Raw genomic sequence first — 25,115 nt, 5'->3', positions numbered from 1 at the left:
GTGCCCGCAGCGCCGGGCCGCCGGGCCCCGGACGATAGGGTCGAGCCCGAGAACCTGGGCCCACCGCAGCCCGACCGACGAGGAGCACCGAGCAATGAGCCTGCGCCTGAGGACGATCACCCGCGAGGAACACCTCGCCTTCATCAGGAGCCGCGCCTCGGCGAGTCACATGCAGGTGCCGTCCTGGGGCGACGTGAAGGCCGAGTGGCGCTCGGAGTCGATCGGCTGGTTCGACGAGGCCGACCAGCTGGTCGGCGCGGGCCTGGTGCTCTACCGCCAGCTGCCGAAGGTCAAGCGCTACCTCGCCTACCTGCCCGAGGGCCCGGTCATCGACTGGTTCGACCGCGACCTCGACCGCTGGCTCTCCCCGATGCTCGCCCACCTGAAGTCGCAGGGCGCGTTCTCGGTGAAGATGGGCCCGCCGATCGTCATCCGCCGCTGGAACGCCCCCACCATCAAGGAGGCCATCGCCGCCAAGCAGGCCAAGCGCCTGCGCGACGTCGAGGCCGACTGGTACGAGGCCCGCGCCTTCGAGGTGGCCGACCGGCTGCGCAAGGCCGGCTGGCTGCAGGGCGACGACGGCGGGGCCGGCTTCGGCGACGTCCAGCCGCGCTACGTCTTCCAGGTGCCGCTGGCCAACCGCTCGCTGGACGACATCCACAAGAACTTCAACCAGCTCTGGCGCCGCAACATCAAGAAGGCCGAGAAGAGCGGCGTCGAGGTGTACCAGGGCGGCTACGACGAGCTGCCGATCTTCCACCAGCTCTACCTGGTCACCGCCGAGCGCGACAAGTTCACCCCGCGCCCGCTGTCCTACTTCCAGCGGATGTGGCAGGCCCTCACCGCCGAGGACCAGAACCGGATGCGGCTCTACATCGCCTACCACGAGGGCGAGCCGCTGGCCGCGACCACAATGCTGGTGGTCGGCGAGCACGTCTGGTACTCCTACGGCGCCTCGGCCAACCACAAGCGCGAGGTCAAGCCGTCCAACGCGATCCAGTGGCGGATGATGCGCGACGCCTACGCCCTCGGCGGCGGCGTGTACGACCTGCGCGGCATCAGCGACACCCTGGACGAGAACGACCACCTGTTCGGTCTGATCCAGTTCAAGGTCGGCACCGGCGGCCAGGCGGCCGAGTACCTCGGCGAGTGGGACTTCCCGCTGAACAAGCTGCTGCACAAGGCCCTCGACCTCTACATGTCCCGCCGCTGAGGAGGCTGCCCCGATGACGCTGTCGCTCTACCTCGAGACCGAACGCTGGCGCGCCCACCAGCGCTCCGTCCTCGCCGAGTTCCCCGGCCTGGTGCCCGTCGCCAAGGGGAACGGCTACGGCCTGGGCAACCACCGGCTGGCCGAGGAGGCGACCCTGCTCGGCACCGGTGTGCTGGCCGTCGGCACCGCGTACGAGGCGGCCGACGCCGCCGAGTGGTACGGCGGCGAGCTGCTGGTGCTCACGCCCTACCGGGTCGGCGAGGAGGTGCTCCCGCTGCCGCACTCCCGGGTGATCCGCACGGTGGCCAGCGTGGACGCGCTGCGCTCGCTGCACGGCGCCCGGGTGGTGCTGGAGTGCATGACCACCATGCGCCGGCACGGCGTGAGCGCCGCCGACCTGCGCACCGTCGCCGCCGAGCTGGACGGCGTCTCGTTCGAGGGCCTCGCCCTGCACCTGCCGATGGACCGGCCGGACGGCTCCAGCCCGGTCGAGGAGGTCGTGTACTGGGTGGACACCGCGCTGGCGGCCGGCATCCCGGTGCACACCGTCTTCGTCAGCCACCTGGGCGCGGCCGGCATGGAACAGCTGGCCCAGCGCTACCCGGGCACCGTGTTCCGGGCCCGGATCGGCACCCGGCTCTGGCTGGGCGACCACGGCGCGCTGGAGGTCCGGGCCACGGTCCTGGACGTCACCCCCTTGAAGAAGGGCGAGCGCTACGGCTACCGCCAGCACCCGGCGCCCACCGACGGCCACATCCTGGTGGTCGCCGGCGGCACCGCGCACGGCATCGGCCTGGAGGCGCCCAAGTACGTGGCCAGCATGGGCGCCCGCGCCAAGGGCATCGCCCGGGCCGGCCTGGCGACGGTCAACAAGACCAAGTCGCCGTTCCACTGGGCGGGCAAGCAGCTCTGGTTCGCCGAGCCGCCGCACATGCAGGTCTCGCTGCTGTTCCTGGACGGCGAGACCGCGCCCCCCGCGATCGGCGAGGAGCTGGGCCTCCAGGTCCGGCACACCACCACCCACTTCGACCGGGTGGTGGACCGCTAGGAGCCGCCGGCGGCCGCTACGGGCCGCTGGGGGCCGCTACGCCTTCCCGTCGGCCGGTTCCTTCGCCGGTGGCTCCTCCAGCCACTGCTCGAAGGAGCCGGCCGGCGCGTATCCGGCGTAGCTCCGCTCCTCCTCCAGCCGCCGGGCGGCGCCCAGGGTCACCACGTCCGGCGCGCCGTCCAGCACCCCGCCGGAGGGGTCGTCGGTGCCGTCCCAGCGGACCGGGTCGCGGTCCGGGTACAGGGCGTCCCGGACCACCAGCACGACCAGGTAGAGCGTGCCGAGCAGGTGCAGCGCGATCGCGAAGTGGTACCACGGCTCGCCGATGCCGTGCTGCTTGGGCCCGGTGACGAAGCCCAGGTGGGACCAGATGCCCAGGGTGTACAGCACCTCGCAGGCCTGCCAGACCAGCAGGTCGCGCCAGCGCGGCCGGGCCAGCGCCGCGAGCGGCAGCAGCCAGAGCGCGTACTGCGGCGAGTACACCTTGTTGACCAGCACGAACAGCGCGACCACCAGGAAGGCCAGCTGCGCGAACCGCGGCCGGCGCGGCGCCGAGAGGGCGAGCCACGCTATGGCCGCGCAGCCCAGCACCATCAGCACGCCGATGTAGAGGTCGAGGTCGGCCAGCCCCACGCCGCGCTGCTGCATCAGGATCAGCCAGAACGAGCCGTAGTCCTCGCCGCGGTGCTTGCTGAACACGTAGAAGGTCGACCAGCCCTGCCAGTTGGCCAGCATGATCGGCAGGTTGACCACCAGCCAGGCCCCGACCGCGCCGCCGAGCAGCAGCCGGAACTCGCGCCACTTGCCCGCCCGCCAGCAGAGCACCAGCAGCGGGCCGATCAGCAGCAGCGGGTAGAGCTTGGCCGCGGTGGCCAGGCCGATGAAGACCCCGGCCCAGCCCGGCCGGGAGCCGGACCACCAGGCCATCGCCACGGCGGCCAGGGCGACCGCGAGCAGGTCCCAGTTGATCGTGCCGTTGAGCAGCAGGACCGGCGAGAGCGCGAACAGCATCGCGTCCCAGGGGCGGCGGCGGTGGGTGCGCGAGAGCGCGACCGCGGCGACCACCGCACAGGCCATCAGCAGCCCGGCGTTGATCGCCCAGAACCACTGCTCCTGGGCCTGCTCGGTGCCGCCGCCGGGCGTCAGCCAGGCCGCGACCTGCATGAACAGGCCGGTCAGCACCGGGTACTCCAGGTACTGGAGGTCCCCCGTGGTGCCGGGGATGCGGTCCACGTACGGGTGCAGCCCGGCCGCGAAGCCGCGGCCGGAGAACAGGTGGGGGACGTCGCTGTAGCAGGCGTGGATGTACTGCGGCGAGCCCGGCTGGAACCAGGCCTGGTCGTAGCAGGGCAGGTTGTGCACCATGCCGAGCGCGGAGACCACGATCACCACCAGGGCCAGCACCCGCACCGGGATCCACCAGGAGACGCCGAGCAGCGCCCGCCGGCCGGGCGGGCCGCCGAACACCTCGCTGCCGGCCGCCGCCACCCGGTCCTCGTCCGCCGGGACGACCACGGTGTCGGCCGCCGGCACGGCCGTGGCGACGGCCGCCGGGGTGGGCCCTGCGGCGGCGCCGGGCCCGTCCGGGCCGCCGGTTTCGTCACGATCGCTCGACGTCATGCCGGACATCCTGCCGCACCGGATGCGCCGGGACGAGGAGGACCCTGCGGTGGTCCGGCGGTACGGACGGGGCGCGTGCGGCGAATCGTGACGAAACGGCGGTGGCGGCCCTCCGAGGAGGACCGCCACCGCCGTTGTCGGCTTCTCACCGGTCGGACCGGTCGGACCGGACTACTACCCGGCCGCTGCGCCACCGCCTTGCAGGCCGCCGCCACCGCCGGCACCGCCGCCACCGGCGCCGCCGGTGCTGCTCGGGGTCGGCTTGCCGCCGGTGCCGCCGTTGCCGGCACCACCGTTGCCGGCACCACCGTTACCGCCGGGCGGCGGCGTCGACGGGCAGAAGATGCCGCCCAGGCCGCAGCCGGTGTCCGTCGGCTTCGGCTTGTGGGTCTGGGTCGGCGGCGCGGTCGGCGGGCAGTCGACGGTCGGCACGCAGCCGCTGCCCTGGGTGGGCTGCGGGGGCTGCGGCTGGTTGGGCTGCTGGGTCGGCTGCTGGGTCTCCACCGTGGTCGGCGGGGTGGTGGTCGGGGTCTGGGAGGGCGTCATGGTGGCCGTGGACGGCGCGCCGGAGGAGTCCACCTCGGTGCCGACCGGCTGCGGGGTCGGGAAGTCCACCTTCTTCTCGTTGGCCAGGGCGGCCTTCATGTACCGGGTGAAGATGTCGGTGGGGATGTCACCACCGTGGATGGACTCCTTGCCGCCGGTGCCGTTGAGGGACTCCCGGTCGTGCTTGTTCGGGTCCTCTCGCCACATCGCGACGCTGGTCACCAGCTGCGGGGTGTAGCCGACCCACCAGGCCGACTTGTTCTGGTCGGTGGTACCGGTCTTGCCGGCCACCGGGCGGCCCAGGGTGTTGGTCTTGGTACCGGTACCGTTCTTGGCCACGTTCACCAGCACGTCGGTGACGTTGTCCGCGACGGCCGGCTCCAGCGCGACCTTGGCGTCCTTCTTGCCGAAGCCCGGGCGCTCCTTGCCGTCCACCTCGACCTTGGTGACCGAGTAGGGCTCGGCCTCCTTGCCGCTGGCGGCCAGGGTGCCGTAGCCGGTGGCCATCCGGATCGGGCTGATGGTCGAGGTGCCGAGCGGGAAGGTCGCGGTCTTCGGGTCGGCCAGGCTCTCCCGCTTGATGCCCATCTGCACGGCCATGTCGGCCACGGCGGGGCCGCCGACGTCCTGGTTGAGCTGGACGAAGGGCACGTTGTACGAGAACTGCATGGCCTGCCGCAGCGAGACGTAGCCGCGCTTGCCGGCGTCCTCGTTCTTCTGCCGGTAGGGCTTGCCGTCGTCGCCGATCACCAGCGAGCCGTCGGGCTTGCGGATCTCGGACATGTCGTCGGCCAGGTAGCGGCTGTCCGCGTTGATCCGCTTCGGCTTGCCGTCGGTGTCCTTCGCGGTCTGCACACCGGTCTGCATCGCGGTGGCCAGGACGAAGGGCTTGAAGGTCGAGCCGACCTGGACACCGCCGGCGTTGGCGTTGTTGTCGAAGTGGCCGTTCTCCACGCCGTCGCCGCCGTAGATGGCGACCATCGCGCCGTCCCCGGGCTTGATGCTGGCGGCGCCGAACTGGACGAAGGTGTCGTTGTTGGGCCGCTTCTGCGGGTCGAGGTTCTCGCCCTTGACGTCGTCGACGGCCTTCTTGAGGGCGTCGACCTTGTCCTTCTCGAAGGTGGTGTAGATCTTCAGGCCACCCTTGTCGAGCATCTGCTGGGTGATCGACTTGTCGGTGGTCGTCACGTACTGGTTGGCGGTGTCGACCAGGTAGCTGATCTCACCGTTCATGTTGGAGCTGGCCTTCAACGCGATCGGCTCGGGGAAGGTGGTGCATTTCGCCCGCTCCTCCGGAGTGGCGTTGTGGGTGGTCACCATCCGGTCCAGGATCCACTTCCAGCGCTCCACCGCGCGGTCGTGGTTGGCCGGCTTGGAGGGGTCGTAGTAGTTGGCACCCTTCAACAGCCCGGCCAGCATGGCACTCTGGCAGAGGTTCAGGTCCTTGGCGTTGACCCCGTAGTACGCCTGCGCCGCGGCCTGGGCGCCGTTGGCGTTGCGGCCGAACCAGCTGGTGTTGAGGTACCCCTTGAGGATGTCCTCCTTGCTGGTCTGCTGGTTGAGCTTGAGCGTGATGAAGAATTCCCTCAGCTTGCGGCTGATGGTCTGTTCCTGGCTCAGGTAGGCGTTCTTGACGTACTGCTGGGTGATCGTCGAGGCGCCCTGGGTCTCGCCGCCCTTCGCCATGTTGTAGACGGCGCGCAGCATGCCCTTGGGGTCGATGCCGCTGTCGGTGCGGAAGGTCTCGTTCTCCGCCGAAATGACGGCGTTCTGCAGGGTGGGGTTGATGTCGTTGAGCTCGACGATCTGACGGTTGGTCTCGCCCTTGCGGGTCATCTCCGAACCGTCGGCCCAGTAGTAGATGGTGTTCTGGTCCTTCACCAGGTCCTTGAGCTGGGGCACCGTCGTGGTCTGGTACAGGTAGAACACGACGCCCACGCAGGCGGCGAAGCACACCAGGAAGACGCTGGAGACCAGCTTCCAGGACGGCAGCCAGCGCCGGAAGCCGGTCTTGCCGAACCGCGGGTAGTCGATGAAGCGCTTCTTGCCGGGGCCGGCCGCAGCGGCGGCGGAGGCGGCGGCGGCACCGCGCCAGCCACCGCCCTTCCCCTTCTTCTGGGAGGCCTTGCGCATCTCGGCGCGGCCCATCCGGGGTTGCTGAGCAGTCTCCCGGACACCGGGCGGACGCCGACGGCCGACGCCTTCCGAGCCCAGTTCGTCGGGGCCGGGGCCGCCCCGACGGCCGCCGCCTCCCGGCGGCTGCTGCCCGTCACCGCCCGAATTGGGCGTCCTTCGCCGTCGCTCGCTCATGTTTCCAGCCGCTCCTCGCCAGGCCCGGTCGGCCTGAAGGCAGGGTTCCTGTCCGATGCCCGGACCGCCCTAACCCCGGAGGTTGGTCCTCGTGCACACGCGACAGCGTACGCAGCGGGAAAACCTTCCTAATCGGGCATCAGGTGCCAATGCCCGCAAAACGGCAGCAGATCATTACACGGCCGTTGCCAACCCCACCCGCGCGTCGGCTTGTGATCACATTCACGCGTGCCCCCCTTGCTCGTTCCGGGGGTCGGGTTTACTGTTCTCGATATATCGAGCCGATACATCGAAGCGGTATACCGCCGAGGGAACGGCCGGAGCGAGGGTCGAGAGGGAGGAGGACGACGGCAGTGGGCAGGCGCTCAGGAGTGCTGGAGTTCGCCGTTCTCGGGCTGCTCCACGACGCCCCGATGCACGGCTACGAACTGCGCAAACGGCTCAACATCCTGCTCGGGGCACTGCGGGCGCTCTCCTACGGAACGCTCTACCCGTGCTTGAAGAGCCTGGTCGCCCAGGGCTTCCTGGTCGAGGACAACCCGGACGTCGAGTACGTCCCGGCCACCGCGCTCAACGGCAAGCGGTCGAAGATCGTCTACCGGCTCTCCCCCGAGGGCAAGCAGCGCTTCGAGGAGCTGCTCGCCGACTCCGGCCCGGAGGCCTGGGAGGACGAGCGCTTCGGCGTCCACTTCGCCTTCTTCGGTCAGACCGACCGGGCCGTCCGGATGCGCGTCCTGGAGGGCCGCCGCAGCCGGCTGGAGGAGCGCCTGGAGCGGATGCGCAACTCGCTGGCCCGCGCCCGCGAACGGTTCGACGACTACACCGTCGAACTCCAGCGGCACGGCCTGGAGTCGGTGGAACGCGAGGTCCGGTGGCTCAACGAGCTGATCGAGACCGAGCGGGCCAACCGCACCGGCCGGACCGGGCCCGCCACCGGGACCGCCGGAACCACCGCCGTACCCCACACGACTTCGGACGGCCGTGGCCAGGAGACCGGGTCCTCCGACCCGTCCGGGCCACCGTACGACCGCCCGGGGCGCTCCGCCCAGGAGCGCTGACGCCGCGTCAGCCCTGTGCCGCGCGGCAGGAGTGGGCGCCTCGCGCCCGTACAAGCAGTCATTCGAAGAAGCAGGACGAGTGCCGTCTGTTCCGACGGCCCTCATGAGATCAGAGGGAGCAACCGGAATGGGTTCGGTTCGCGTAGCCATCGTGGGCGTGGGCAACTGCGCCGCGTCGCTGGTGCAGGGTGTCGAGTACTACAAGGACGCCGACCCGGCCGGCAGGGTCCCCGGGCTGATGCACGTCCAGTTCGGTGACTACCACGTCCGTGACGTGGAGTTCGTCGCCGCCTTCGACGTCGACGCCAAGAAGGTCGGCTTCGACCTGGCCGACGCCATCGGCAGCAGCGAGAACAACACCATCAAGATCTGCGACGTCCCGCCGACCGGCGTGACCGTCCAGCGCGGCCACACCCTCGACGGTCTGGGCAAGTACTACCTGGAGACCATCGAGGAGTCGGACGAGGCCCCGGTCGACGTCGTCCAGATCCTCAAGGACCAGCAGGTCGACGTCCTGGTCTGCTACCTGCCCGTCGGCTCCGAGAAGGCCGCCAAGTTCTACGCCCAGTGCGCCATCGACGCCAAGGTCGCCTTCGTGAACGCCCTGCCGGTGTTCATCGCGGGCACCAAGGAGTGGGCGGACAAGTTCACCGAGGCCGGCGTGCCGATCGTCGGTGACGACATCAAGTCCCAGGTCGGCGCGACCATCACGCACCGCGTGATGGCCAAGCTGTTCGAGGACCGCGGTGTCATCCTCGAGCGCACCATGCAGCTGAACGTCGGCGGCAACATGGACTTCAAGAACATGCTCGAGCGCGAGCGCCTGGAGTCCAAGAAGATCTCCAAGACCCAGGCCGTCACCTCGCAGATCCGCGACCGCGAGCTGGGCGCCAAGAACGTCCACATCGGTCCCTCGGACTACGTGGCCTGGCTGGACGACCGCAAGTGGGCCTACGTCCGCCTGGAGGGTCGCGCGTTCGGCGACGTCCCGCTGAACCTGGAGTACAAGCTCGAGGTCTGGGACTCCCCGAACTCGGCCGGTGTCATCATCGACGCCGTCCGCGCCGCGAAGATCGCCAAGGACCGCGGCATCGGCGGCCCGATCCTGTCGGCGTCCTCGTACTTCATGAAGTCCCCGCCGGTCCAGTACTTCGACGACGAGGCCAAGGAGAACGTCGAGAAGTTCATCCGCGGCGAGGTCGAGCGCTGAGCTCGGCCCGGTTCGCGACCGTAGGACACCGGGCGCCGAGCTGACCGCTCGTAACGCGCCAGAAGGGCTCACGATCATCCGGTCGTGAGCCCTTCACGTGCGCGCAGCGAATGTTTCACGTGAAACGGTGCCCGGTTCCGTGGCACCCTGGGCGGGTGGCGATCACCGAGAACGGCAGCACCCACCAGTCCGCGCACCGCGCCACGCTCCTCGGTCTGCTCCGCGGCCGGGACTTCCGCCGGCTGCTCACCGCCCGGGTGCTCTCCCAGCTCTCGGACGGCGTCTTCCAGGTCTCGCTCGCCGCCTACGTGGTCTTCTCCCCCGAGAAGCAGTCCTCCCCCGCCGACATCGCCTCGGTGCTGGCCGTGATGCTGCTGCCGTTCTCGGTGATCGGCCCGTTCGCCGGGGTGCTGCTGGACCGCTGGCGCCGGCGCCAGGTGCTCTACTTCGGCAACCTGGCCCGCTTCGGGCTGGGCCTGGGCACCGGCGCGCTGCTCCTGGCCGAGGCACCGACCTGGCTGTTCTTCGCCTCGGCCCTGCTGGTCACCGCGCTCAACCGGTTCATCCTGGCCGGACTCTCGGCCGCGCTGCCCCGGGTGGTCGAGCAGGACCGGCTGGTCACCGCCAACGCCCTCTCCCCCACCCTCGGGACCGTCGCCGCCGCCCTGGGCGGGGGCGTCGGCTTCCTGCTGCACCAGCTGATGGCCCCCGGGCCGAAGGCGGACGCCGCACTGGTCACCGTCGCCTCGCTGCTCTACCTCTCGGCCGCGCTGGCCGCCCGCCGGATGGACCGCGACCTGCTCGGCCCGGACCAGCACGGCGAGCGCCCCGCGCTCGGCCAGGCACTCGTGGGGGCCGCCGTCGGGCTCGGCTCCGCCGTCCGCCACCTGGTGCGGGACTGCCGCCCGGCCGTGCACGCGCTGGCCGCCGTCACGGCGGCCCGGTTCTGCTACGGCGTGCTGATCGTGGTCGTGGTGATGCTCGCCCGCTACACCTTCAACGCCCCGACCGACAGCGCGGCCGGGCTGGCCACCCTCGGCCAGGCGGTCGGGCTGTCGGCCGCAGGGTTCTTCGTCGCCGCGGTGGTCAGCCCCTGGTGCACCCGTCGGCTCGGCCTGGCCGGCTGGATGACGGTCTGCCTGCTCGCCCCGGTGGTCTTCGTCCCCGCGCTGGGCCTGTTCTTCGCCCCGGTGCCCACCCTGGCCGCCGCGCTGCTGCTCGGGGTGGTCACCCAGGGCACCAAGATCTGCGCCGACACCGTGGTGCAGGAGTCGGTCGAGGACGAGTTCCGCGGCCGGGTGTTCGCCGTCTACGACGTGCTGTTCAACGTCGCCTTCGTGGCCGCCGCCCTGGTGACGGCCCTGGTGCTGCCGCTGTCCGGCCGCTCGGTCACGGTGGTGGCCGGGGTGGCCGTGGTGTACGGGCTGACCGCGGTGTTCTACCTGCGGGCCGCCCGGCGGTCCGGCCCCCTGCCCGGCGAGGCCCACTGACACCGCGCGGTACCGGAATCGCAACCGGTTCGTCCCGGACTCCGGTTGCGGCCACCGGACCGATTGCGTCCGACCCGGTCGCTAAGGTACGTAAACCTGTCGGAAGGACAGCACTCTGTCTCGGGGGACGAACTGATGAGCACACCGACCGGACCGTACGGGCCGCCGCCACCCGCGGCACCGGGCTTCGGTCCGCCCCCACCCGGCTACGCCCAGGCGCCGTACGGCGGGCCACCCGCCCAGCAGCCGTACGCCCCGGGCCCGTACGGCGGCCCGCCGCCGAGCCCCCAACCCCCGTACGGCCAACCCCCGTACGGCCAGCCGCCGTACCCCCAGCCGCCCCACGGGCAGGCGCCGTACGGGCCGCAGCCGCCCGCCGGGCCGTACGGCTATCCGCAGCCCGGTGCGGCCGCCGCGGCGCCGCCCGCCAAGCGCGGTGCCCGCGCCAAGCTGCGGATCGCCGGGGCGGTCGGCGGCTGCGTGGTGCTCGCGGGCGCGTACTTCTTCAGCAGCCCGAACGTCAGCAGCGCCAAGCCCGGGGACTGCGTCCGGGTGAGCGGCTCCCGTGACGTCGGGATCGTCAAGTGCACTGATTCCCAGGCGAATTACAAGGTGCTGTCGAAGTTCACCGGCACCACCGACGTGACCCGCTGCCGGCAGACCCCGCAGACCACCAGCGCCGTCTCGGGCAAGAGCGGCCGCCGCTGGAACAAGACGCGGTACGTGCTCTGCCTCGGCCCCCTGACCCCCACCACCGGCTACCCGCCGGTGAAGAAGTCCTGACCCTTCCACCACGTCCTTGTTCCGGGGGGATCCCTTGTCCGCTCCGCCTCCGCCCCAGATGCCCTACGGCCCGCCACCCGGTGACGGCAACCCGTACGCCGGCGGCCCGTACGGCGCCCCGCCACCGCCGCCCCCGCCGGGGTACGGCTACCCGAGCGCCCCGCCCCCGCCGGAGCAGCCGTACGGCGCCCAGCCGCCCGGCTACGGCTACGGCTACCCGCCGCCGGCCCCGATGGACGGGGAGCACTGCCGCTTCTGCGGCGGCTTCCCGGCCGTGCGCGCCACCGTCCGCGGCCACCAGGGCCTGCTGATCGCGTTCCGGATGCTGCGGATGCACGGCCCGTTCTGCCGGACCTGCGGCACGGCCACCGTGCGCGACATGTCCGCCAGGACGCTGGTCCAGGGCTGGTGGAGCTGGATCTCGCCGATCCTGACCGTGATCACGCTGCTGATGAACCTCGGCGCCCACAACCGGATCAAGCGGCTGCCGCCGCCCATGCCGGGCACCCACGGCCCGCAGCTGGACCCGGGCGCCCCGCTGGGCAGCCGTCCGCACGTCGCCATGCTGCTGGTGCCGGTCTCCCTGCTGGTCACCGGGGTCCTGCTGGCCACCGGCGTGATCGGGCCGAAGCAGGACTCCGGCCCCGTCGCGGGGCCGACGACGACCAGCACGGTCACCTTCTCGCCGTCGCCGCGGCCCACCTTCAGCTACACCCCGCCGCCGCCGCTCCCGGTGCCCAGCTTCTCCCTGCCGAGCATCACCCTGCCGCCGCCCGCGACCCCGGCGGCCAAGGACGACGTCGACAGCGCGGGCATCGGCGACTGCCTGCGCAACGAGAACTCCAGCAACGCGACCGCGGACGACCACCCGAAGATCACCGTGCTGCCCTGCACCGACCCCAAGGCCCAGTACAAGGTGGTCTACAAGTACTTCGCCACCTCGGACGAGAAGGCCTGCGAGAAGCAGCCGAAGTCGGACAGCACCTACACCCGCACCTACACCAAGCTCCCCGCGCTGAACTACGTGCTCTGCCTCAAGCACATCAACGGCTGACCGGACGCGAACGCGGCGGTCACCGTCCCGGAGGGGACGGTGACCGCCGCGCGGTGCGTCCGGGGCGTCGCCCGGGTCAGCCCTGCTGCTGCTCGGCCCACCAGGCCCGCAGCGCCGCGACCGCCTCGTCGGGCTCCATCGGGCCGTGCTCCAGCCGCAGTTCGAGCATGTGCTTGTACGCCTTGCCGACCAGCGGGCCGGGCCGCAGCCCGAGCAGCTCCATGATCTGGTTGCCGTCCAGAGCGGGGCGGACGGCGTCCAGCTCCTCCCGGGCCTGCAGTTCGGAGATCCGCTCCTCCAGGCCGTCGTAGGTGCGCGAGAGCGCGGCCGCCTTCTTCTTGTTGCGGGTGGTGCAGTCGGAGCGGGTCAGCTTGTGCAGGCGCTCCAGCAGCGGCCCGGCGTCGGTGACGTAGCGGCGCACCGCGGAGTCGGTCCACTCGCCGCCGCCGTAGCCGTGGAAGCGCAGGTGCAGCTCGACCAGGCGCGAGACGTCCTCGGTGAGCTCCTTGGAGTACTTGAGCTCCCGCATCCGCTTGCGGGTCATCTTGGCGCCGACCACCTCGTGGTGGTGGAAGGAGACCCGGCCGTCCGACTCGAAGCGGCGGGTGCGCGGCTTGCCGATGTCGTGCAGCAGCGCGGCCAGCCGCAGGCTGAGGTCCGGGCCGTCCTGCTCAAGGTCGATGGCCTGCTCCAGGACGGTCAGCGAGTGCTCGTAGACGTCCTTGTGCCGGTGGTGCTCGTCGCTCTCCAGCTGCAGCGCGGGCAGCTCCGGCAGCACGTGCCCGGCCAGGCCGGTGTCGACCAGCAGCCGCAGGCCCTTCACCGGGTGCGCGGCGAGCAGCAGCTTGTTCAGCTCGGCCTGCACCCGCTCCGCCGAGACGATGGTGATCCGCTCGGCCATCGCGGTCATCGCGGCGACCACCTCGGGCGCCGGGTCGAAGTCCAGCTGGGCCGCGAAGCGGGCGGCCCGCATCATCCGCAGCGGGTCGTCGGAGAAGGACTCCTCGGGGGTGGCGGGGGTGCGCAGCACCCGGGCCTCCAGGTCCTCCAGGCCGTGGTGCGGGTCGACGAAGCCGCGGCCGGGCAGGTCGACGGCCATCGCGTTGACCGTGAAGTCGCGGCGGACCAGGTCCTGCTCGATGGTGTCGCCGTAGGTCACCTCGGGCTTGCGCGAGGTGCGGTCGTAGGCCTCGGAACGGTAGGTGGTGATCTCGATCAGGAAGGACCCCTCGGGGGTGTCCTTGCGGGCGCCGACGGTGCCGAAGGCGATCCCGACGTCCCAGACCGCGTCCGCCCAGCCCTTGACCAGCTTGAGCACCTGCTGCGGCCGGGCGTCGGTGGTGAAGTCCAGGTCGTTGCCGAGCCGGCCGAGCAGCGCGTCCCGCACCGAGCCGCCGACCAGGGCCAGCCGGTGCCCGGCCGCGTGGAAGCGGCGGGCGATCTCGTCGGCGACCGGCGACACCCGCAGCAGCTCTTGCAGCCCCATCGTCTGGGCCTCGCTCAGGCCTGGGACGACCTGGACGGCGGTGCTGGAACGGTCGGTGCGCGCGGTGGGCTCATTGGCAGTGGACACGGCTCACAAGGGTACGTGCCCCGGAAGGTCAACCGCCCGCGCGTTTTGGGCGTCTCACCCCAGAGCCCGCAACACTGCACGCCAGGCTGGATCGTTACCATGCCGGTGGACGGAGCGCGGACACCGGAACCGGGGATGCGGTGTCGCGTGCCGCCGTGCCGACGGATCCCTCCGCGGCAGCAGGGTGGCGTACGTCGTCGAGCGAAGAACGTCGAGCGAGGAACGTCGAGCGGGGAACGTCGGGCGACCGCGCCGGACGGACAGCATCAGCAGCGAGCGAGCGAACAGAACGGCGAGGGCGAAACGAGTGAGTGAGCCGGCACGGCACTCGGGCCTGGGGGCACACCGACGACCTGGGCGGGCCGCGGGCCCGACCGAACCCCCCACCGGGGAACGGCGCACCGGCGGCCGCGCGCGCCGCTTCGCCGCCGCCTGCGGTGCGCTCCTGGCACTGGTCGCGGCCGCCCCCGCCGCGGCCCTGCCGACCGGCGGCAACGTCCGCCCGACCGTCGACTCGACGGCCACCGCGGAGTACCCGGTGGTGCTGACCATCGAGACGGTCACCCCGCAGCTGGCCGTCCAGAACGGCACCGTGTCCATCACCGGTCACGTCACCAACTCCGGCAAGTCCGCCCTCAAGGGCGCCCACGCCGCGGTCCGGAAGCCGGTCTCCAGCAAGCCCCTGCAGCGGCGCAGCGAGCTCCAGGGCGTGGCCGCGCGGACCGGCCCGCGGGGCGACGACGGGACGGAGCTGGACAGCCCGCAGTACGCCCTGCCGGAGCTCAACCCGGGCCAGAGCCTGCCGTACACCCTGAGCGTCGCGGTGAGCGACCTCGGCTTCTCCGAGAGCGGCGTCTACGAGCTCGCGGTGGACGCCTGGGGCTCGACCGCCGACAACCCGCGCGACCGGGCCCTGGGCATCGCCCGGACCTTCCTGCCCTACTCCCAGGGCAGCAGCGAGGCCCAGCCGACCAAGGTCGCCACGCTCTGGCCGCTGGTGCACGCACCGGTGCTGGCCGCGCAGACCTACGCCGAGGGCGACCAGAACCTCTCCGTGCTGCGCGACGACAGCCTGGCCGCCGACTTCGCGCCGGGCGGCCGGCTGTACGAGCTGGTCGACACCGGCGCCAAGCTGAACGGGCTGACCTGGGTGGTCGACCCGGACCTGCTGGACGCCGCGTTCGCGATGACCAAGCCGTACCGGGTGCAGAAGCCGGGCACCGAGGGCTCGGGCAAGTCCGCCAAGGACGAGAACACCGTCGGCCGCCCCGCCTCGGCCGCCGCCGACGCCTGGCTGAACAAGCTGCGGACGGCCGTCGCCAAGTCGGGCAGCCAGGTCGTCTCGCTGCCGTACGCCGACCCGGACCTCGCCTCGATCGCGCACAACGGCGCCGACCTCAGCGGCATGGGCACCGCCCTGAGCAAGGCCGCCACCGCCGGCCGGCTGACCGTCGAGGGCCGGCTCGCGGTGGACACCCGCTCCGACGTGGCCTGGCCGTACCAGGGCTACCTCGACCAGCAGATCGCCGGCATCGCCCGGCAGGCGGGCAGCAACCTGGTCCTGGTCAACGGCGCGAGCATGCCCGACCCGGACTCGGTCAACTACACCCCGACCGCGGTGCGCCCGATCGGCAACGGGCAGAACGCGGTGGTCGCCGACGACACGGTCTCCGGGCCCTTCCAGAAGGACCTGAGCACCCCGAAGGACCAGACCGACGCGACCCAGCGCTTCCTCGCCGAGACCTACGCGATCACCCACGAGCAGCCGCAGAACCAGCGCGGCCTGCTGGTGATGCCGCCGCGCGAGCTGACCGTCAACACCGCCAAGGCACTGGCGACCGCCCTGCAGACGGCCGGGGACAAGTGGCTGGCCCCGGTGAAGCTGGACGTGCTGGCCCAGGCCGCGCCGGACCCGAAGGCCAACACCGGCGTCCCCTCGCCGGCCGACTACCCGACCCAGGCCCGCGCCTCCGAGCTGCCGGCCTCCGCCCTGAGCGGCACCGACGAGATCCAGCAGAAGCTGGACACCCTGATGCGCGTGCTCACCCTGCCGCAGCGGGTGCGCGGCCCGTTCAGCGCCGCGATGGTCCGCTCGCTGTCCACCGAGTGGCGCGCCCAGGCGCCGGCCGGCGACGCCTACCGCACCGGCGTCACCAACTACCTGAACGAGCTCACCACCGCCGTCCAGGTCCCGAAGAAGAACGTCGTCACCCTGGCCGGGAACACCGGCCAGCTCCAGGTCAGCGTGCGCAACGACCTCACCCAGACGGTCACCAACCTGCAGCTGCGGCTCACCTCGATCCAGCCGAACAGGCTGCGGGTCGGCCTGCCGGAGCAGCTCGTCCTCCCCGCCTCGCAGAGCGTCACCCTGCGCTTCAACGCCGAGGCCCGCAGCAACGGCCCGGTCACCATGGTCGCCCAGCTGTGGACCACCGGTCCCGACTCCCGGCCCTACGGCCAGGCCCAGACCTTCACCGTCGAGGTCACCTCGGTGACCAACGGGGTGCTGTACGTCTTCGCCGGCGCCGCCGTGCTGCTGGTGCTCGCCGCGCTGCGCTTCATGCGCCAGCGCAAGCGGCGCGGCGGGCAGCCGCACGAGGACGGCGACCAGCCGGTCGGGGACGACCCGGCGGACGGCGACCCGGCGGGCACCGCCGAAGCTGAGCCCGCCGAGCCGACCGGCCCGGACGCCGCCGGGGACGGGGGGCCCGCACAGACACCGCGCGCCAGCAGCCCGGATGGCCGGGATCGGACCGCCAGTGATGAGAAGGTTGGTCCTTGACACCGCCGACCCCCCGCAACCCCGGGCCGGTCTCCCCCCACAACAGCGAAGAGGTGACATGACCGGGCGCAGCGAGGAGCGGCCGCCGGGCCGCGGTGAGAGCCGGCCGGGCGCCGAGTCGCCGTCCGGCGACTGGTACGTGGCCGACACCTACGCCCAGGACCCGTACGCCGCGCAGGCGTACGGGACGGCGCAGGACGGTCAGGACCCGTACGGCCTCCAGGCCGGACGGCCCGCCGCGGCGCCGCCGCCGGTCACCGCGTACGACGTGCCGCCGCAACTGCCGCCGCAGGGCGGCGGCTACCCGACGCCGGTGCCGACGACACCGTTCTCGCCCCCCGTCCCCCCCGTGCAGCCCGGCTGGGACACCCCGATGCAGGCCGACTGGCCGCAGCAGGCCGCCCCGGCGGCACCGGTCTCCACCCCGGCCCCCGGAGCGTGGAGCCAGCCGCAGCCGCAGTGGGAGCCGGGACCGGCGCACTCCGCCTGGGACACCGAGACCACCGAGTACGTCGGGGTGGACGCGCTCTTCGGCAGCGGACGGGCCGATGCCGCGGCCCAGCCGCCGGTCCCCCAGCCCGCCCCGGCCCCGCAGGCCGCCCCCGTGCCCCCGGCCTCGGCGGTGCCGCCGGGCGCGCCCGCGCCGTACCCGCCGATGGGCGGCTACCCGGGGCAGCCGGGGCAGCCGCAGCACGGCGGCCACGACGGGCAGCGGCCGTTCGTGCCGCCGATCGAGTTCGACCCGCCGCTCTCCGAGGAGGAGGCCACCATGCAGGTGGCCGCCGTGGCGGTGCCCCCGGCGGTCGAGCCGCTGGCGGACCTCGCCGAGGAGCAGGCCGCCCGGCCCGCGGCCGAGCCCGCCCCGGCCTCCGACGGCGGTGGCGGCAAGGTCGCCGGCCTGCTGAGCTCCAGCGCGATCATGGCGGCCGGCACCCTGGTCTCCCGCGGCACCGGCTTCCTGCGGACGATGGTGATCGCCGGCGCGATCGGCATCGCGGTCATGGGTGACTCGTACAACGCGGCGAACACCCTGCCGACCCTGCTGTACATCCTGATCGGCGGCGGCGCGCTGAACGCGGTCTTCGTGCCGCAGCTGGTGCGCAGCATGAAGAACGACGAGGACGGCGGGACGGCCTACGCCAACCGGCTGCTCACCCTGGTGATGGTCGGACTCGGCGGCGTGGTCTTCCTGGCCGTGCTCGGGGCGCCCCTGCTGGTCCAGCTGATCGCCCATCCGATGATGACCAACCCGGCCCGTGCCGAGACCACGGTCGCCCTGGCCCGCTACTGCCTGCCGACCATCTTCTTCATGGGCGTCCACGTGGTGATGGGCCAGATCCTCAACGCCCGGGGCCGGTTCGGCGCGATGATGTGGACCCCGGTCCTCAACAACATCGTGGTGATCTTCACCTTCGGCGCCTACATCTGGGTCTACGGCGGCTTCAACGGCACCCAGATCACCCCGGAGAACATCACCCCGGAGGGCGTCCGACTGCTCGGCCTGGGCACCCTGCTCGGCCTGGTGGTCCAGTCGCTGGCGATGATCCCGTACCTGCGGGCGGCCGACTTCCGCTTCCGGCCGCGGTTCGACTGGCGCGGCCACGGCCTGGGCAAGGCCGCCCGGCTGGCCAAGTGGACCTTCTTCTTCGTGCTCGCCAACCAGGCCGGCTACCTGGTCATCACCCAGCTGGCGACCGCCGCCGGCAGCGCCGCCGAACAGGGCGGGCACGGCGGTGTCGGCCTCTCGGCCTTCTCCAACGCCCTGCTGATCTGGCAGCTCCCGCAGGCCGTCATCACCGTCTCGATCATGAGCGCGGTGCTCCCCCGGCTCTCCCGCGCGGCCGCCGACGAGGACGCCGGCGCCGTCCGGGACGACCTGTCGTACGGGCTGCGCACCACGGCGGTGGCGGTCGTCCCGGCGGCCTTCCTGTTCCTGGCGCTCGGCCCGGCGATCGGCCGCTCGATCTACGCGGTCGGCGGCGGCGGGACGGCCCTGGACAACGCGACCAACGTCGGTCTGATGCTCTCGGCCTTCGCCCTCGGGCTGATCCCGTACTCCGCCCAGTACGTGATGCTGCGCGGCTTCTACGCCTACGAGGACACCCGGACGCCGTTCTCCAACACCGTCTGGGTGGCGGTCTGCCAGGCCGGCTTCTCGCTGGTCTGCTGGGTCGCGCTGCCCGCGCAGTGGACGGTGACCGGCATGGCCCTCGGCTACGGCCTCGCCTACGCCGTCGGAGTGATGGTCGCGGTGCCCAAGCTCAAGAAGAAGATCGGCGGGCTGGACACCAAGCGGATCGGCAAGACCTACAGCCGGCTGGCCACCGCCTGCGTCCCGGCCGCGGTGGTCGGCCTCGGCGTCAGCCTGGCGGTCCAGCAGGTGCTCGGCGGCTGGCCGGGCAGCGTGCTGTCGGTCCTGCTGGGCGGCGGCCTCCAGCTGCTGGTGTTCGTGTTCATCGCGAAGCGCCTGCGGATCGAGGAGATGAACGCCATGCTGGGCATGGTCCGCGGCCGACTGGGCCGCTGAGTCCGAGCACAACCGGCCGGACGAGCGGGCGCCCTGACCGGGCGTCGACCAGGGCTGACACCGCCCCCGCCCGTCCGGCCGCAGCACGGGCCGCCCTCCATGACCGGACACGCCCGGGCCGCCACGTGGCGGCCCGGTGTCGGATCTGCACCACATCTCTCCACCGGTATGCAACCGAGCGGACCCTTCAGCGGTCGTACCCGGTGGTGAAGAGTGGGCACAATTGTCCTGGAGCACAGGGCGGCCAATCCGCGGGCTCCAGCGACTCTCTCAGGCCGGGGCGACACAAGGGGAGGCAGGACCACGGTGGCTGATGGCACCAAGGCGGTCGTCGACACGTCAACAGCTGACGCGGCGGCGGACGAGGCCGCGCTGGCTGCGGCGATCGACGAGCTCGGGAGCGGGAACTCCGCCCCGGCGGGCTCCGCCGACGCCTCCTCCACGGACGCCCCCGGGAACTCCTCCGCGGACTCCGTGGAGACCCCTGACACGGCCGGCGCCGAGAGCAAGGACGACGGCGAGGACGACAGCAAGGACGGCGACGAGGACGGTCCGGCCCCTGAGGCGCCGGCGGCCGCGGTGAGCGAGGAGACCTCGGAGATCACCGCCCCGCTCTCCGTCCACGAGATCGCCGCCGAACTGGCGGCCGGCCCCCCGCGGAAGAAGCCCGCTCCCGCACCGCAGCCCGCCTCCGACAAGCGCCGTCCGACCGACCCCCAGCCCACCCTCGACCCGCGCGACACCGCCACCCTCCCGCGGACCCTGCCCGCGCCGATGCGGCACAGCGGCGACAAGATCGGCCACCGGTACCTGCTGGAAGAGTGCATCTCCCAGACCGAGACCTTCAGCAGCTGGCGCGCCGTCGACGAGAAGCTGCGCCGGGCCGTCGGCGTCCACCTGATGGCCTCCGGCCACCAGCGCGCCCGCAAGGTGCTGGCCGCCGCCAAGTCCGCGGCCCTGCTCGGCGACCCGCGCTTCGTCCAGGTGCTGGACGCCGTGCAGGAGAACGAGCTGGTCTACATCGTGCGGGAGTGGCTGCCGCACGCCTCCGACCTCGCCAAGCTGCTCGCCGACGGCCCGATGGAGCCGCACGAGGCGTACCAGATGGTCCGCCAGGTCGCCGACGCCGTCGCCGCCGCGCACCGCCGCGGCAAGGCGCACCTGCGACTCACCCCGCGCTGCGTGCTGCGCACCGACAGCGGCCAGTACCGGATCAACGGCATCGCGGTGGACGCCGCCCTGCGCGGGCTGCCCGCCGAGGACTCCACCGGGGACGCCGCCGAGGACGCCCAGCGCACCGACACCCGGGCGATCGGCGCCCTGCTCTTCGCCGCGCTCACCCACCGCTGGCCGTACCCCGAGGACCGCTACGACCTCAAGGGACTGCCCAAGGACCTGCAGAACGCCGCGCCGGACCAGGTCCGCGCGGGCGTCCACAAGGGTCTGTCCGAGCTCGCGGCGCGCGCCCTGTTCGACCACCCGCCGCACCACGCCGAGCCGATCACCACCCCGGAGGAGCTGGTCCGGGCGATCGCCAAGCTGCCCCGGATCCGGCAGCCCGAGCCCGAGCTGCCGGCCTTCCCGACCCCGCCCCGGCACCACGGCCACGCCCTCCCGACCGCGCCCATCCCCACCCGGGTGGCCGACACGACGGTCGCCCCGCTGCCGGCCTCCTCCCGGCCCACCGCCGCCCGGCGCACCAGGCGCCGGCTGCGCCGGGTGGTCAAGGCCACCGCCTGGACGGTCGCCCTGGGCGCGATCGGCGTCGCCTCCTGGCAGTTCGTCGGCAGCCTGCGCAACAGCAACCAGGCCGTCGCCACCCCGCAGACCTCGATCAGCAGCACCGCCGCGAGCGCCCGCCCGACGGCCCACACGCCGGTGCCGATCCAGATCAAGGGCGCGGAGTCGTACAACCCGCTGGGCGACGGTCCCGAAGGCACCGACAGCGTCAAGAACGCCATCGACGGCGACCCGAACACCGCCTGGACCACCGGCTGGTACGTCGACCAGCTCGGCCCCAAGCCGCCCGCCCTCAAGGTGGGCACCGGACTGCTGATCGACCTCGGCTCACCGCAGTCGGTCTCCTCGGTGACCGTCCAGTTCAAGGACGGCGAGCAGGCCGCGGAGGTGCGCGTGCCCAACGCGTCCGCCGCCGCCAACCCGACCGCGGCCAGGCCGGAGAGCTTCTCGGTCGTCGCGGCCAGGAAGGCCGGCCTCAACGTCGACTACGCCCTCGAATCGCCGGTCACCACGCGTTACCTCTTGATCTGGCTGACCTCTCTGAACAAGGATTCCGACGGCAGGTACCGCGGCCACGTCGCCGAGGTAAAGGTCTCCGGCTGACCGCACGGTCCAGACCCGGAACGACCCGCGGCGACAAGGGGTGACAGTGGCGGACGACGACGCGACGCTGCTCGCCCGGCACGTCGCCGGCGACCAGGAGGCCTTCGGCCTGCTGGTGAACCGCCACCGGGACCGCCTCTGGGCGGTCGCCCTGCGCACCCTGGGCGACCGCGAGGAGGCCGCGGACGCCCTCCAGGACGCCCTGGTCTCCGCCTTCCGGGCCGCCGCCGGCTTCCAGGGCCGCTCGGCGGTCACCACCTGGCTGCACCGGATCGTGGTCAACGCCTGTCTGGACCGCGCCCGGCGCAGCGCCACCCGGCGCACCACCCCGCTGGACGAGGACCCGCAGCGGCTGGACCGCCTGGTCGGCTCCGCCGAGCCGGCCGACTCCCCGGTGGTCCGGGCCGAGGTGCAGCGCGAGCTGACCGCCGCGCTCGCCGAGCTGCCCCCCGAGCAGCGGGCCGCGCTGGTCCTGGTCGACATGCAGGGCTACCCGGTCGCCGAGGCCGCCGAGCTGCTGGGCGTCCCGGTCGGCACCGTGAAGAGCCGTTGCGCCCGCGGCCGGGCCCGGCTGCTCCCACTGGTCCGGCACCTGCGCGAGAGCGACGGCGGGGACGGCGGGAACGGCGACACCAACGGCGACAGCAACGGCGGCGGACGGAACGTTTCACGTGAAACACCGGCCGGCCGGCCCCCGGGACGCACCGCCCCCGACCCGTCCGGCACCGCCCCGCCCCCGCCGGACCGGACCAGGGGGAACCCGACGGGCCCCCGCACCGTCACAGGGACAGGCACGAGCACCGGCCGCACGATGCTGGAAGGAGACGCGAGCACCCGATGAACGCCCCCCTCTCCTCCCCCGGACCCGCCGACGCCCACCCCTCGGTCGACGAGCTGGCCGACCTCGCCGAGGGCCTGGTCGAGCCCGCCGGGGCCGCCGAGGCCCTGCAGCGGCACCTGGACGGCTGCGCCGAGTGCCGCGGGACCGTCGAGGCGCTGGCCGAGGTGCAGGCGCTGCTCGGCACCGTCGAGCCCGAACCGATGCCCGCCGACGTCGCCGCCCGGCTGGACGCCGCCCTCGCCGAGGCGGCCCGCGCCGACCGCCCCTCCCCGGCCCGGCCCACCGCAGGCCCCGAGCGGGCCCCCGCCACCGCCCGCCGGACGGAGTTCCCCACCGTGCCCGTACGGGCCGCCGCGGCGCCCTCCGCGCCCCCCTCGCGCCCGGCCTCGGCCCCCGGCCCCGGCCGCCCCCGCCCGCGCCGCCGCCGGTTCGCCGTGCTGCTCGGGGCGGCCGCCGCGCTGGCCGCCGTCGGGCTGGGCGGGGCCCTGCTGCTGCACCAGGACGACTCCGCCACCCGCACCTCCGCCGTCTCCGCGGCCTCGGCGGGCACCGCGGGTTCCCCCGGCGAGCAGAGCGCCCGCACCCCGCACCTGGCGGGCCCCGGCACCGTCTACCGGGAGGACCAGCTCGCCGCCCAGGTGCAGCAGCTGCTGGACCGTTCCGGCTCCCAGCCCGGGCTGCGCGCCACCGGGCCCGCCAAGTCCGGCGCCGCGCCCGCCGACGGCTCGGGGCCGGAGCTCTCCGGCCCCGCCTCACCCGCCGCACCGGTCTCCCCCGCGGCCTGCCGCGCCCCCGCCCCGGGCACCCCGCTGGCCACCGACCGGGGCAGCTACCAGGGCTCCCCGGTGGACGTCCTGGTCTACCCCGCCGCCGGTCGGCCCGGTTTCGTGGACGTCTTCCTGCGCTCCCCCGACTGCGGCCCGGTCGTCCTGCAACGGACCGTCCCCGGCCACTGAACGGCCCTTCCCAGCCACCGGACGGCCGTTCCCATGCGATCGACGACCAGGGCGGCACGCCGCTTCCGGAGTTCGGGCGCCTGGTACTGATCCGCCTGGGAATGCGAGAGACTGGTCAGTCGTTGTCCCGGGCGGCGGAGCAGGACCGCCCTCCCCGCAGCAAACGCGGGTCGCGATGCGAACCAGGAGAAGCAGTGAGCGACGTCCGTAACGTGATCATCATCGGTTCCGGCCCGGCAGGCTACACGGCCGCGCTCTACACGGCCCGCGCCTCCCTCAAGCCGCTGGTCTTCGAGGGAGCCGTCACCGCCGGTGGTGCGCTCATGAACACCACCGAGGTCGAGAACTTCCCGGGCTTCCGGGACGGCATCATGGGCCCCGAGCTGATGGACAACATGCGGGCTCAGGCGGAGCGCTTCGGCGCCGAGCTGATCCCGGACGACATCGTCGCGGTGGACCTCACCGGTGAGATCAAGACCGTCACCGACTCCGAGGGCAACGTCCACCGGGCCCGCGCCGTGATCGTCACCACCGGCTCCCAGCACCGCAAGCTCGGCCTGCCCAACGAGGACAAGCTCTCCGGCCGCGGCGTCTCCTGGTGCGCGACCTGCGACGGCTTCTTCTTCCGCGACCAGGACATCGCGGTGGTCGGCGGCGGCGACACGGCCCTGGAGGAGGCGACCTTCCTCTCCCGCTTCGCCAAGAGCGTCACGATCATCCACCGCCGTGACAGCCTGCGCGCCTCCAAGGCGATGCAGGAGCGCGCCTTCGCCGACCCGAAGATCCGCTTCGAGTGGAACAGCGCGGTCGAGGCCATCCACGGCGACCCGAAGCTGACCGGCGTCACCCTGCGCGACACCGCCACCGGCGAGCTGCGCGAGCTGCCCGTCACCGGCCTGTTCATCGCGATCGGCCACGACCCGCGCACCGACCTCTTCAAGGGCCAGCTGGACCTCGACGGCGAGGGCTACCTCAAGGTCGACGCCCCCTCGACCCGGACCAACGTCGAGGGCGTGTTCGGCGCCGGCGACGTCGTGGACCACACCTACCGCCAGGCCATCACCGCCTCCGGCACCGGCTGCTCCGCCGCGCTGGACGCCGAGCGCTACCTGGCCGCGCTGGACGACGCGGAGAACAAGACCGCCGTCGCGGTCTGACCTCCCCGCCACCGACCGAACCCCGCGGGGGTGTTCCACGTGAAACACCCCCGCCCCGGCCAGGCAGAAACAGAACGGGCCCGCCCGTTGTTCACCTGGCAGCAGCCCCCTCCGTCCTAACCCGAGGAGTCCCCGTGGCCGGCGCCACCACCACCGTCACCGACGCGACCTTCAAGTCCGACGTCCTGGAGAGCGACAAGCCCGTACTAGTCGACTTCTGGGCCACCTGGTGCGGCCCGTGCCGCCAGGTCGCCCCGGTCCTGGAGGACATCGCGGCCGAGAACGGCGACAAGCTGACCATCGCCAAGCTCGACGTGGACGCCAACCAGGTGACCGCCGCCGAGTACAACGTGATCTCGATCCCGACCCTGATCCTCTTCAAGGACGGCCAGCCGGTGAAGCAGATCACCGGTGCCCGTCCGAAGGCCGCGCTGCTGCGCGAGCTGGACGGCCTGTTCTAGGCCTCCCGGTCACTCTCCCGGTCCACCGACCGGACGGGGGGGGGGGGGGGGCCCCCGGCGGTGGGCCCCCCCCCCCGGGCCCCCCACCGAGCACACGCCCTGGCCGCCCGTCAGCCACCACCCCGACAAGCACCCCGCCCACC

The 25,115-nt window shown here is 72.6% G+C and carries 17 protein-coding genes; 14 read left to right on the top strand and 3 right to left on the bottom strand.

Annotated features, from left to right (window positions below; all coding sequences use genetic code 11):
* Positions 1 to 94 precede the first annotated feature (94 nt).
* The gene (locus ACFXOZ_RS04900) at positions 95 to 1,213 is read left to right on the top strand and encodes a lipid II:glycine glycyltransferase FemX (protein ID WP_375882883.1); all 1,119 of its coding nucleotides are present in this window, start codon (positions 95 to 97) and stop codon (positions 1,211 to 1,213) included.
* Positions 1,214 to 1,226: 13 nt separating this feature from the next.
* The gene (locus ACFXOZ_RS04895) at positions 1,227 to 2,261 is read left to right on the top strand and encodes an alanine racemase (protein ID WP_375882884.1); all 1,035 of its coding nucleotides are present in this window, start codon (positions 1,227 to 1,229) and stop codon (positions 2,259 to 2,261) included.
* Between the two features lie 36 nt (positions 2,262 to 2,297).
* Here the strand turns inward: ACFXOZ_RS04895 and ACFXOZ_RS04890 are convergent, their stop codons facing one another.
* Positions 2,298 to 3,881: a glycosyltransferase family 87 protein gene (locus tag ACFXOZ_RS04890; protein WP_375882885.1), complete on the bottom strand. Its 1,584-nt coding sequence runs from the start codon at positions 3,879 to 3,881 to the stop codon at positions 2,298 to 2,300.
* A 174-nt stretch (positions 3,882 to 4,055) separates the two neighbouring features.
* Positions 4,056 to 6,575 (bottom strand): transglycosylase domain-containing protein, encoded by a 2,520-nt coding sequence (locus tag ACFXOZ_RS04885; RefSeq protein ID WP_380587521.1) that lies wholly within the window; start codon positions 6,573 to 6,575, stop codon positions 4,056 to 4,058.
* 515 nt (positions 6,576 to 7,090) lie between these two features.
* On the opposite strand from ACFXOZ_RS04885, the gene ACFXOZ_RS04880 reads away from it, so the two are divergent.
* The 5 genes from ACFXOZ_RS04880 to ACFXOZ_RS04860 all read left to right on the top strand — a co-directional run bounded on the left by ACFXOZ_RS04880 (position 7,091) and on the right by ACFXOZ_RS04860 (position 12,332).
* Positions 7,091 to 7,795 carry a PadR family transcriptional regulator gene (locus ACFXOZ_RS04880; RefSeq protein WP_380587518.1) on the top strand — a complete coding sequence of 235 codons (705 nt, stop codon included), beginning with the start codon at positions 7,091 to 7,093 and terminating at the stop codon, positions 7,793 to 7,795.
* Positions 7,796 to 7,922: 127 nt separating this feature from the next.
* Entirely contained in the window at positions 7,923 to 9,005 is a 1,083-nt protein-coding gene (locus ACFXOZ_RS04875) for an inositol-3-phosphate synthase (RefSeq protein ID WP_375882892.1), read from the top strand.
* Positions 9,006 to 9,160: 155 nt separating this feature from the next.
* Positions 9,161 to 10,495, top strand: coding sequence for an MFS transporter (locus ACFXOZ_RS04870; protein WP_380525498.1), 1,335 nt, complete (start codon positions 9,161 to 9,163; stop codon positions 10,493 to 10,495).
* 135 nt (positions 10,496 to 10,630) lie between these two features.
* Positions 10,631 to 11,278 carry a hypothetical protein gene (locus ACFXOZ_RS04865; protein WP_380525499.1) on the top strand — a complete coding sequence of 216 codons (648 nt, stop codon included), beginning with the start codon at positions 10,631 to 10,633 and terminating at the stop codon, positions 11,276 to 11,278.
* 34 nt (positions 11,279 to 11,312) lie between these two features.
* Complete coding sequence (locus ACFXOZ_RS04860; RefSeq protein ID WP_380525500.1) at positions 11,313 to 12,332, top strand: hypothetical protein; 1,020 nt, start codon at positions 11,313 to 11,315, stop codon at positions 12,330 to 12,332.
* Between the two features lie 76 nt (positions 12,333 to 12,408).
* On the opposite strand, the gene ACFXOZ_RS04855 is transcribed toward ACFXOZ_RS04860, so the two are convergent.
* Entirely contained in the window at positions 12,409 to 13,818 is a 1,410-nt protein-coding gene (locus ACFXOZ_RS04855; RefSeq protein ID WP_375882935.1) for a CCA tRNA nucleotidyltransferase, read from the bottom strand.
* Between the two features lie 394 nt (positions 13,819 to 14,212).
* On the opposite strand from ACFXOZ_RS04855, the gene ACFXOZ_RS04850 reads away from it, so the two are divergent.
* The 7 genes from ACFXOZ_RS04850 to trxA all read left to right on the top strand — a co-directional run bounded on the left by ACFXOZ_RS04850 (position 14,213) and on the right by trxA (position 24,972).
* Entirely contained in the window at positions 14,213 to 16,687 is a 2,475-nt protein-coding gene (locus ACFXOZ_RS04850; RefSeq protein WP_380587515.1) for a DUF6049 family protein, read from the top strand.
* 58 nt (positions 16,688 to 16,745) lie between these two features.
* Positions 16,746 to 19,214 carry a murein biosynthesis integral membrane protein MurJ gene (gene murJ / locus ACFXOZ_RS04845; RefSeq protein ID WP_380587512.1) on the top strand — a complete coding sequence of 823 codons (2,469 nt, stop codon included), beginning with the start codon at positions 16,746 to 16,748 and terminating at the stop codon, positions 19,212 to 19,214.
* Positions 19,215 to 19,520: 306 nt separating this feature from the next.
* The gene (locus ACFXOZ_RS04840; RefSeq protein WP_380587509.1) at positions 19,521 to 21,557 is read left to right on the top strand and encodes a protein kinase family protein; all 2,037 of its coding nucleotides are present in this window, start codon (positions 19,521 to 19,523) and stop codon (positions 21,555 to 21,557) included.
* 46 nt (positions 21,558 to 21,603) lie between these two features.
* On the top strand, positions 21,604 to 22,398 hold the full coding sequence (sigM, locus tag ACFXOZ_RS04835) for an RNA polymerase sigma factor SigM (RefSeq protein WP_380525504.1): 795 nt from the start codon (positions 21,604 to 21,606) through the stop codon (positions 22,396 to 22,398).
* Complete coding sequence (locus tag ACFXOZ_RS04830) at positions 22,395 to 23,354, top strand: hypothetical protein (protein WP_380525505.1); 960 nt, start codon at positions 22,395 to 22,397, stop codon at positions 23,352 to 23,354. The genes sigM and ACFXOZ_RS04830 overlap by 4 nt, the downstream gene beginning before the upstream one ends.
* Before the next feature lie 194 nt (positions 23,355 to 23,548).
* Positions 23,549 to 24,511, top strand: a complete 963-nt coding sequence (trxB, locus tag ACFXOZ_RS04825; RefSeq protein ID WP_375882911.1) for a thioredoxin-disulfide reductase — start codon at positions 23,549 to 23,551, stop codon at positions 24,509 to 24,511.
* A gap of 134 nt (positions 24,512 to 24,645) precedes the next feature.
* Positions 24,646 to 24,972 carry a thioredoxin gene (gene trxA / locus ACFXOZ_RS04820; protein ID WP_375882914.1) on the top strand — a complete coding sequence of 109 codons (327 nt, stop codon included), beginning with the start codon at positions 24,646 to 24,648 and terminating at the stop codon, positions 24,970 to 24,972.
* Positions 24,973 to 25,115: the final 143 nt, after the last annotated feature.

The organism is Kitasatospora sp. NPDC059160 (assembly GCF_042755465.1).
Lineage (GTDB): Bacteria > Actinomycetota > Actinomycetes > Streptomycetales > Streptomycetaceae > Kitasatospora.
Note: the sequence above shows the minus strand (reverse complement) of the source record. Positions and strands in the feature narration are given on the sequence as shown.

Excerpts from the sequence above, each read along its gene's own strand:
- ACFXOZ_RS04900 (WP_375882883.1), top strand. The coding sequence starts at position 95 with ATGAGCCTGCGCCTGAGGACGATCACCCGCGAGGAACACCTCGCCTTC.
- ACFXOZ_RS04855 (WP_375882935.1), bottom strand. The coding sequence starts at position 13,818 with ATGGGGCTGCAAGAGCTGCTGCGGGTGTCGCCGGTCGCCGACGAGATC.
- ACFXOZ_RS04890 (WP_375882885.1), bottom strand. The coding sequence starts at position 3,881 with ATGACGTCGAGCGATCGTGACGAAACCGGCGGCCCGGACGGGCCCGGC.
- murJ (WP_380587512.1), top strand. The coding sequence starts at position 16,746 with ATGACCGGGCGCAGCGAGGAGCGGCCGCCGGGCCGCGGTGAGAGCCGG.
- ACFXOZ_RS04865 (WP_380525499.1), top strand. The coding sequence starts at position 10,631 with ATGAGCACACCGACCGGACCGTACGGGCCGCCGCCACCCGCGGCACCG.
- ACFXOZ_RS04885 (WP_380587521.1), bottom strand. The coding sequence starts at position 6,575 with ATGGGCCGCGCCGAGATGCGCAAGGCCTCCCAGAAGAAGGGGAAGGGC.
- ACFXOZ_RS04875 (WP_375882892.1), top strand. The coding sequence starts at position 7,923 with ATGGGTTCGGTTCGCGTAGCCATCGTGGGCGTGGGCAACTGCGCCGCG.
- ACFXOZ_RS04830 (WP_380525505.1), top strand. The coding sequence starts at position 22,395 with ATGAACGCCCCCCTCTCCTCCCCCGGACCCGCCGACGCCCACCCCTCG.
- ACFXOZ_RS04895 (WP_375882884.1), top strand. The coding sequence starts at position 1,227 with ATGACGCTGTCGCTCTACCTCGAGACCGAACGCTGGCGCGCCCACCAG.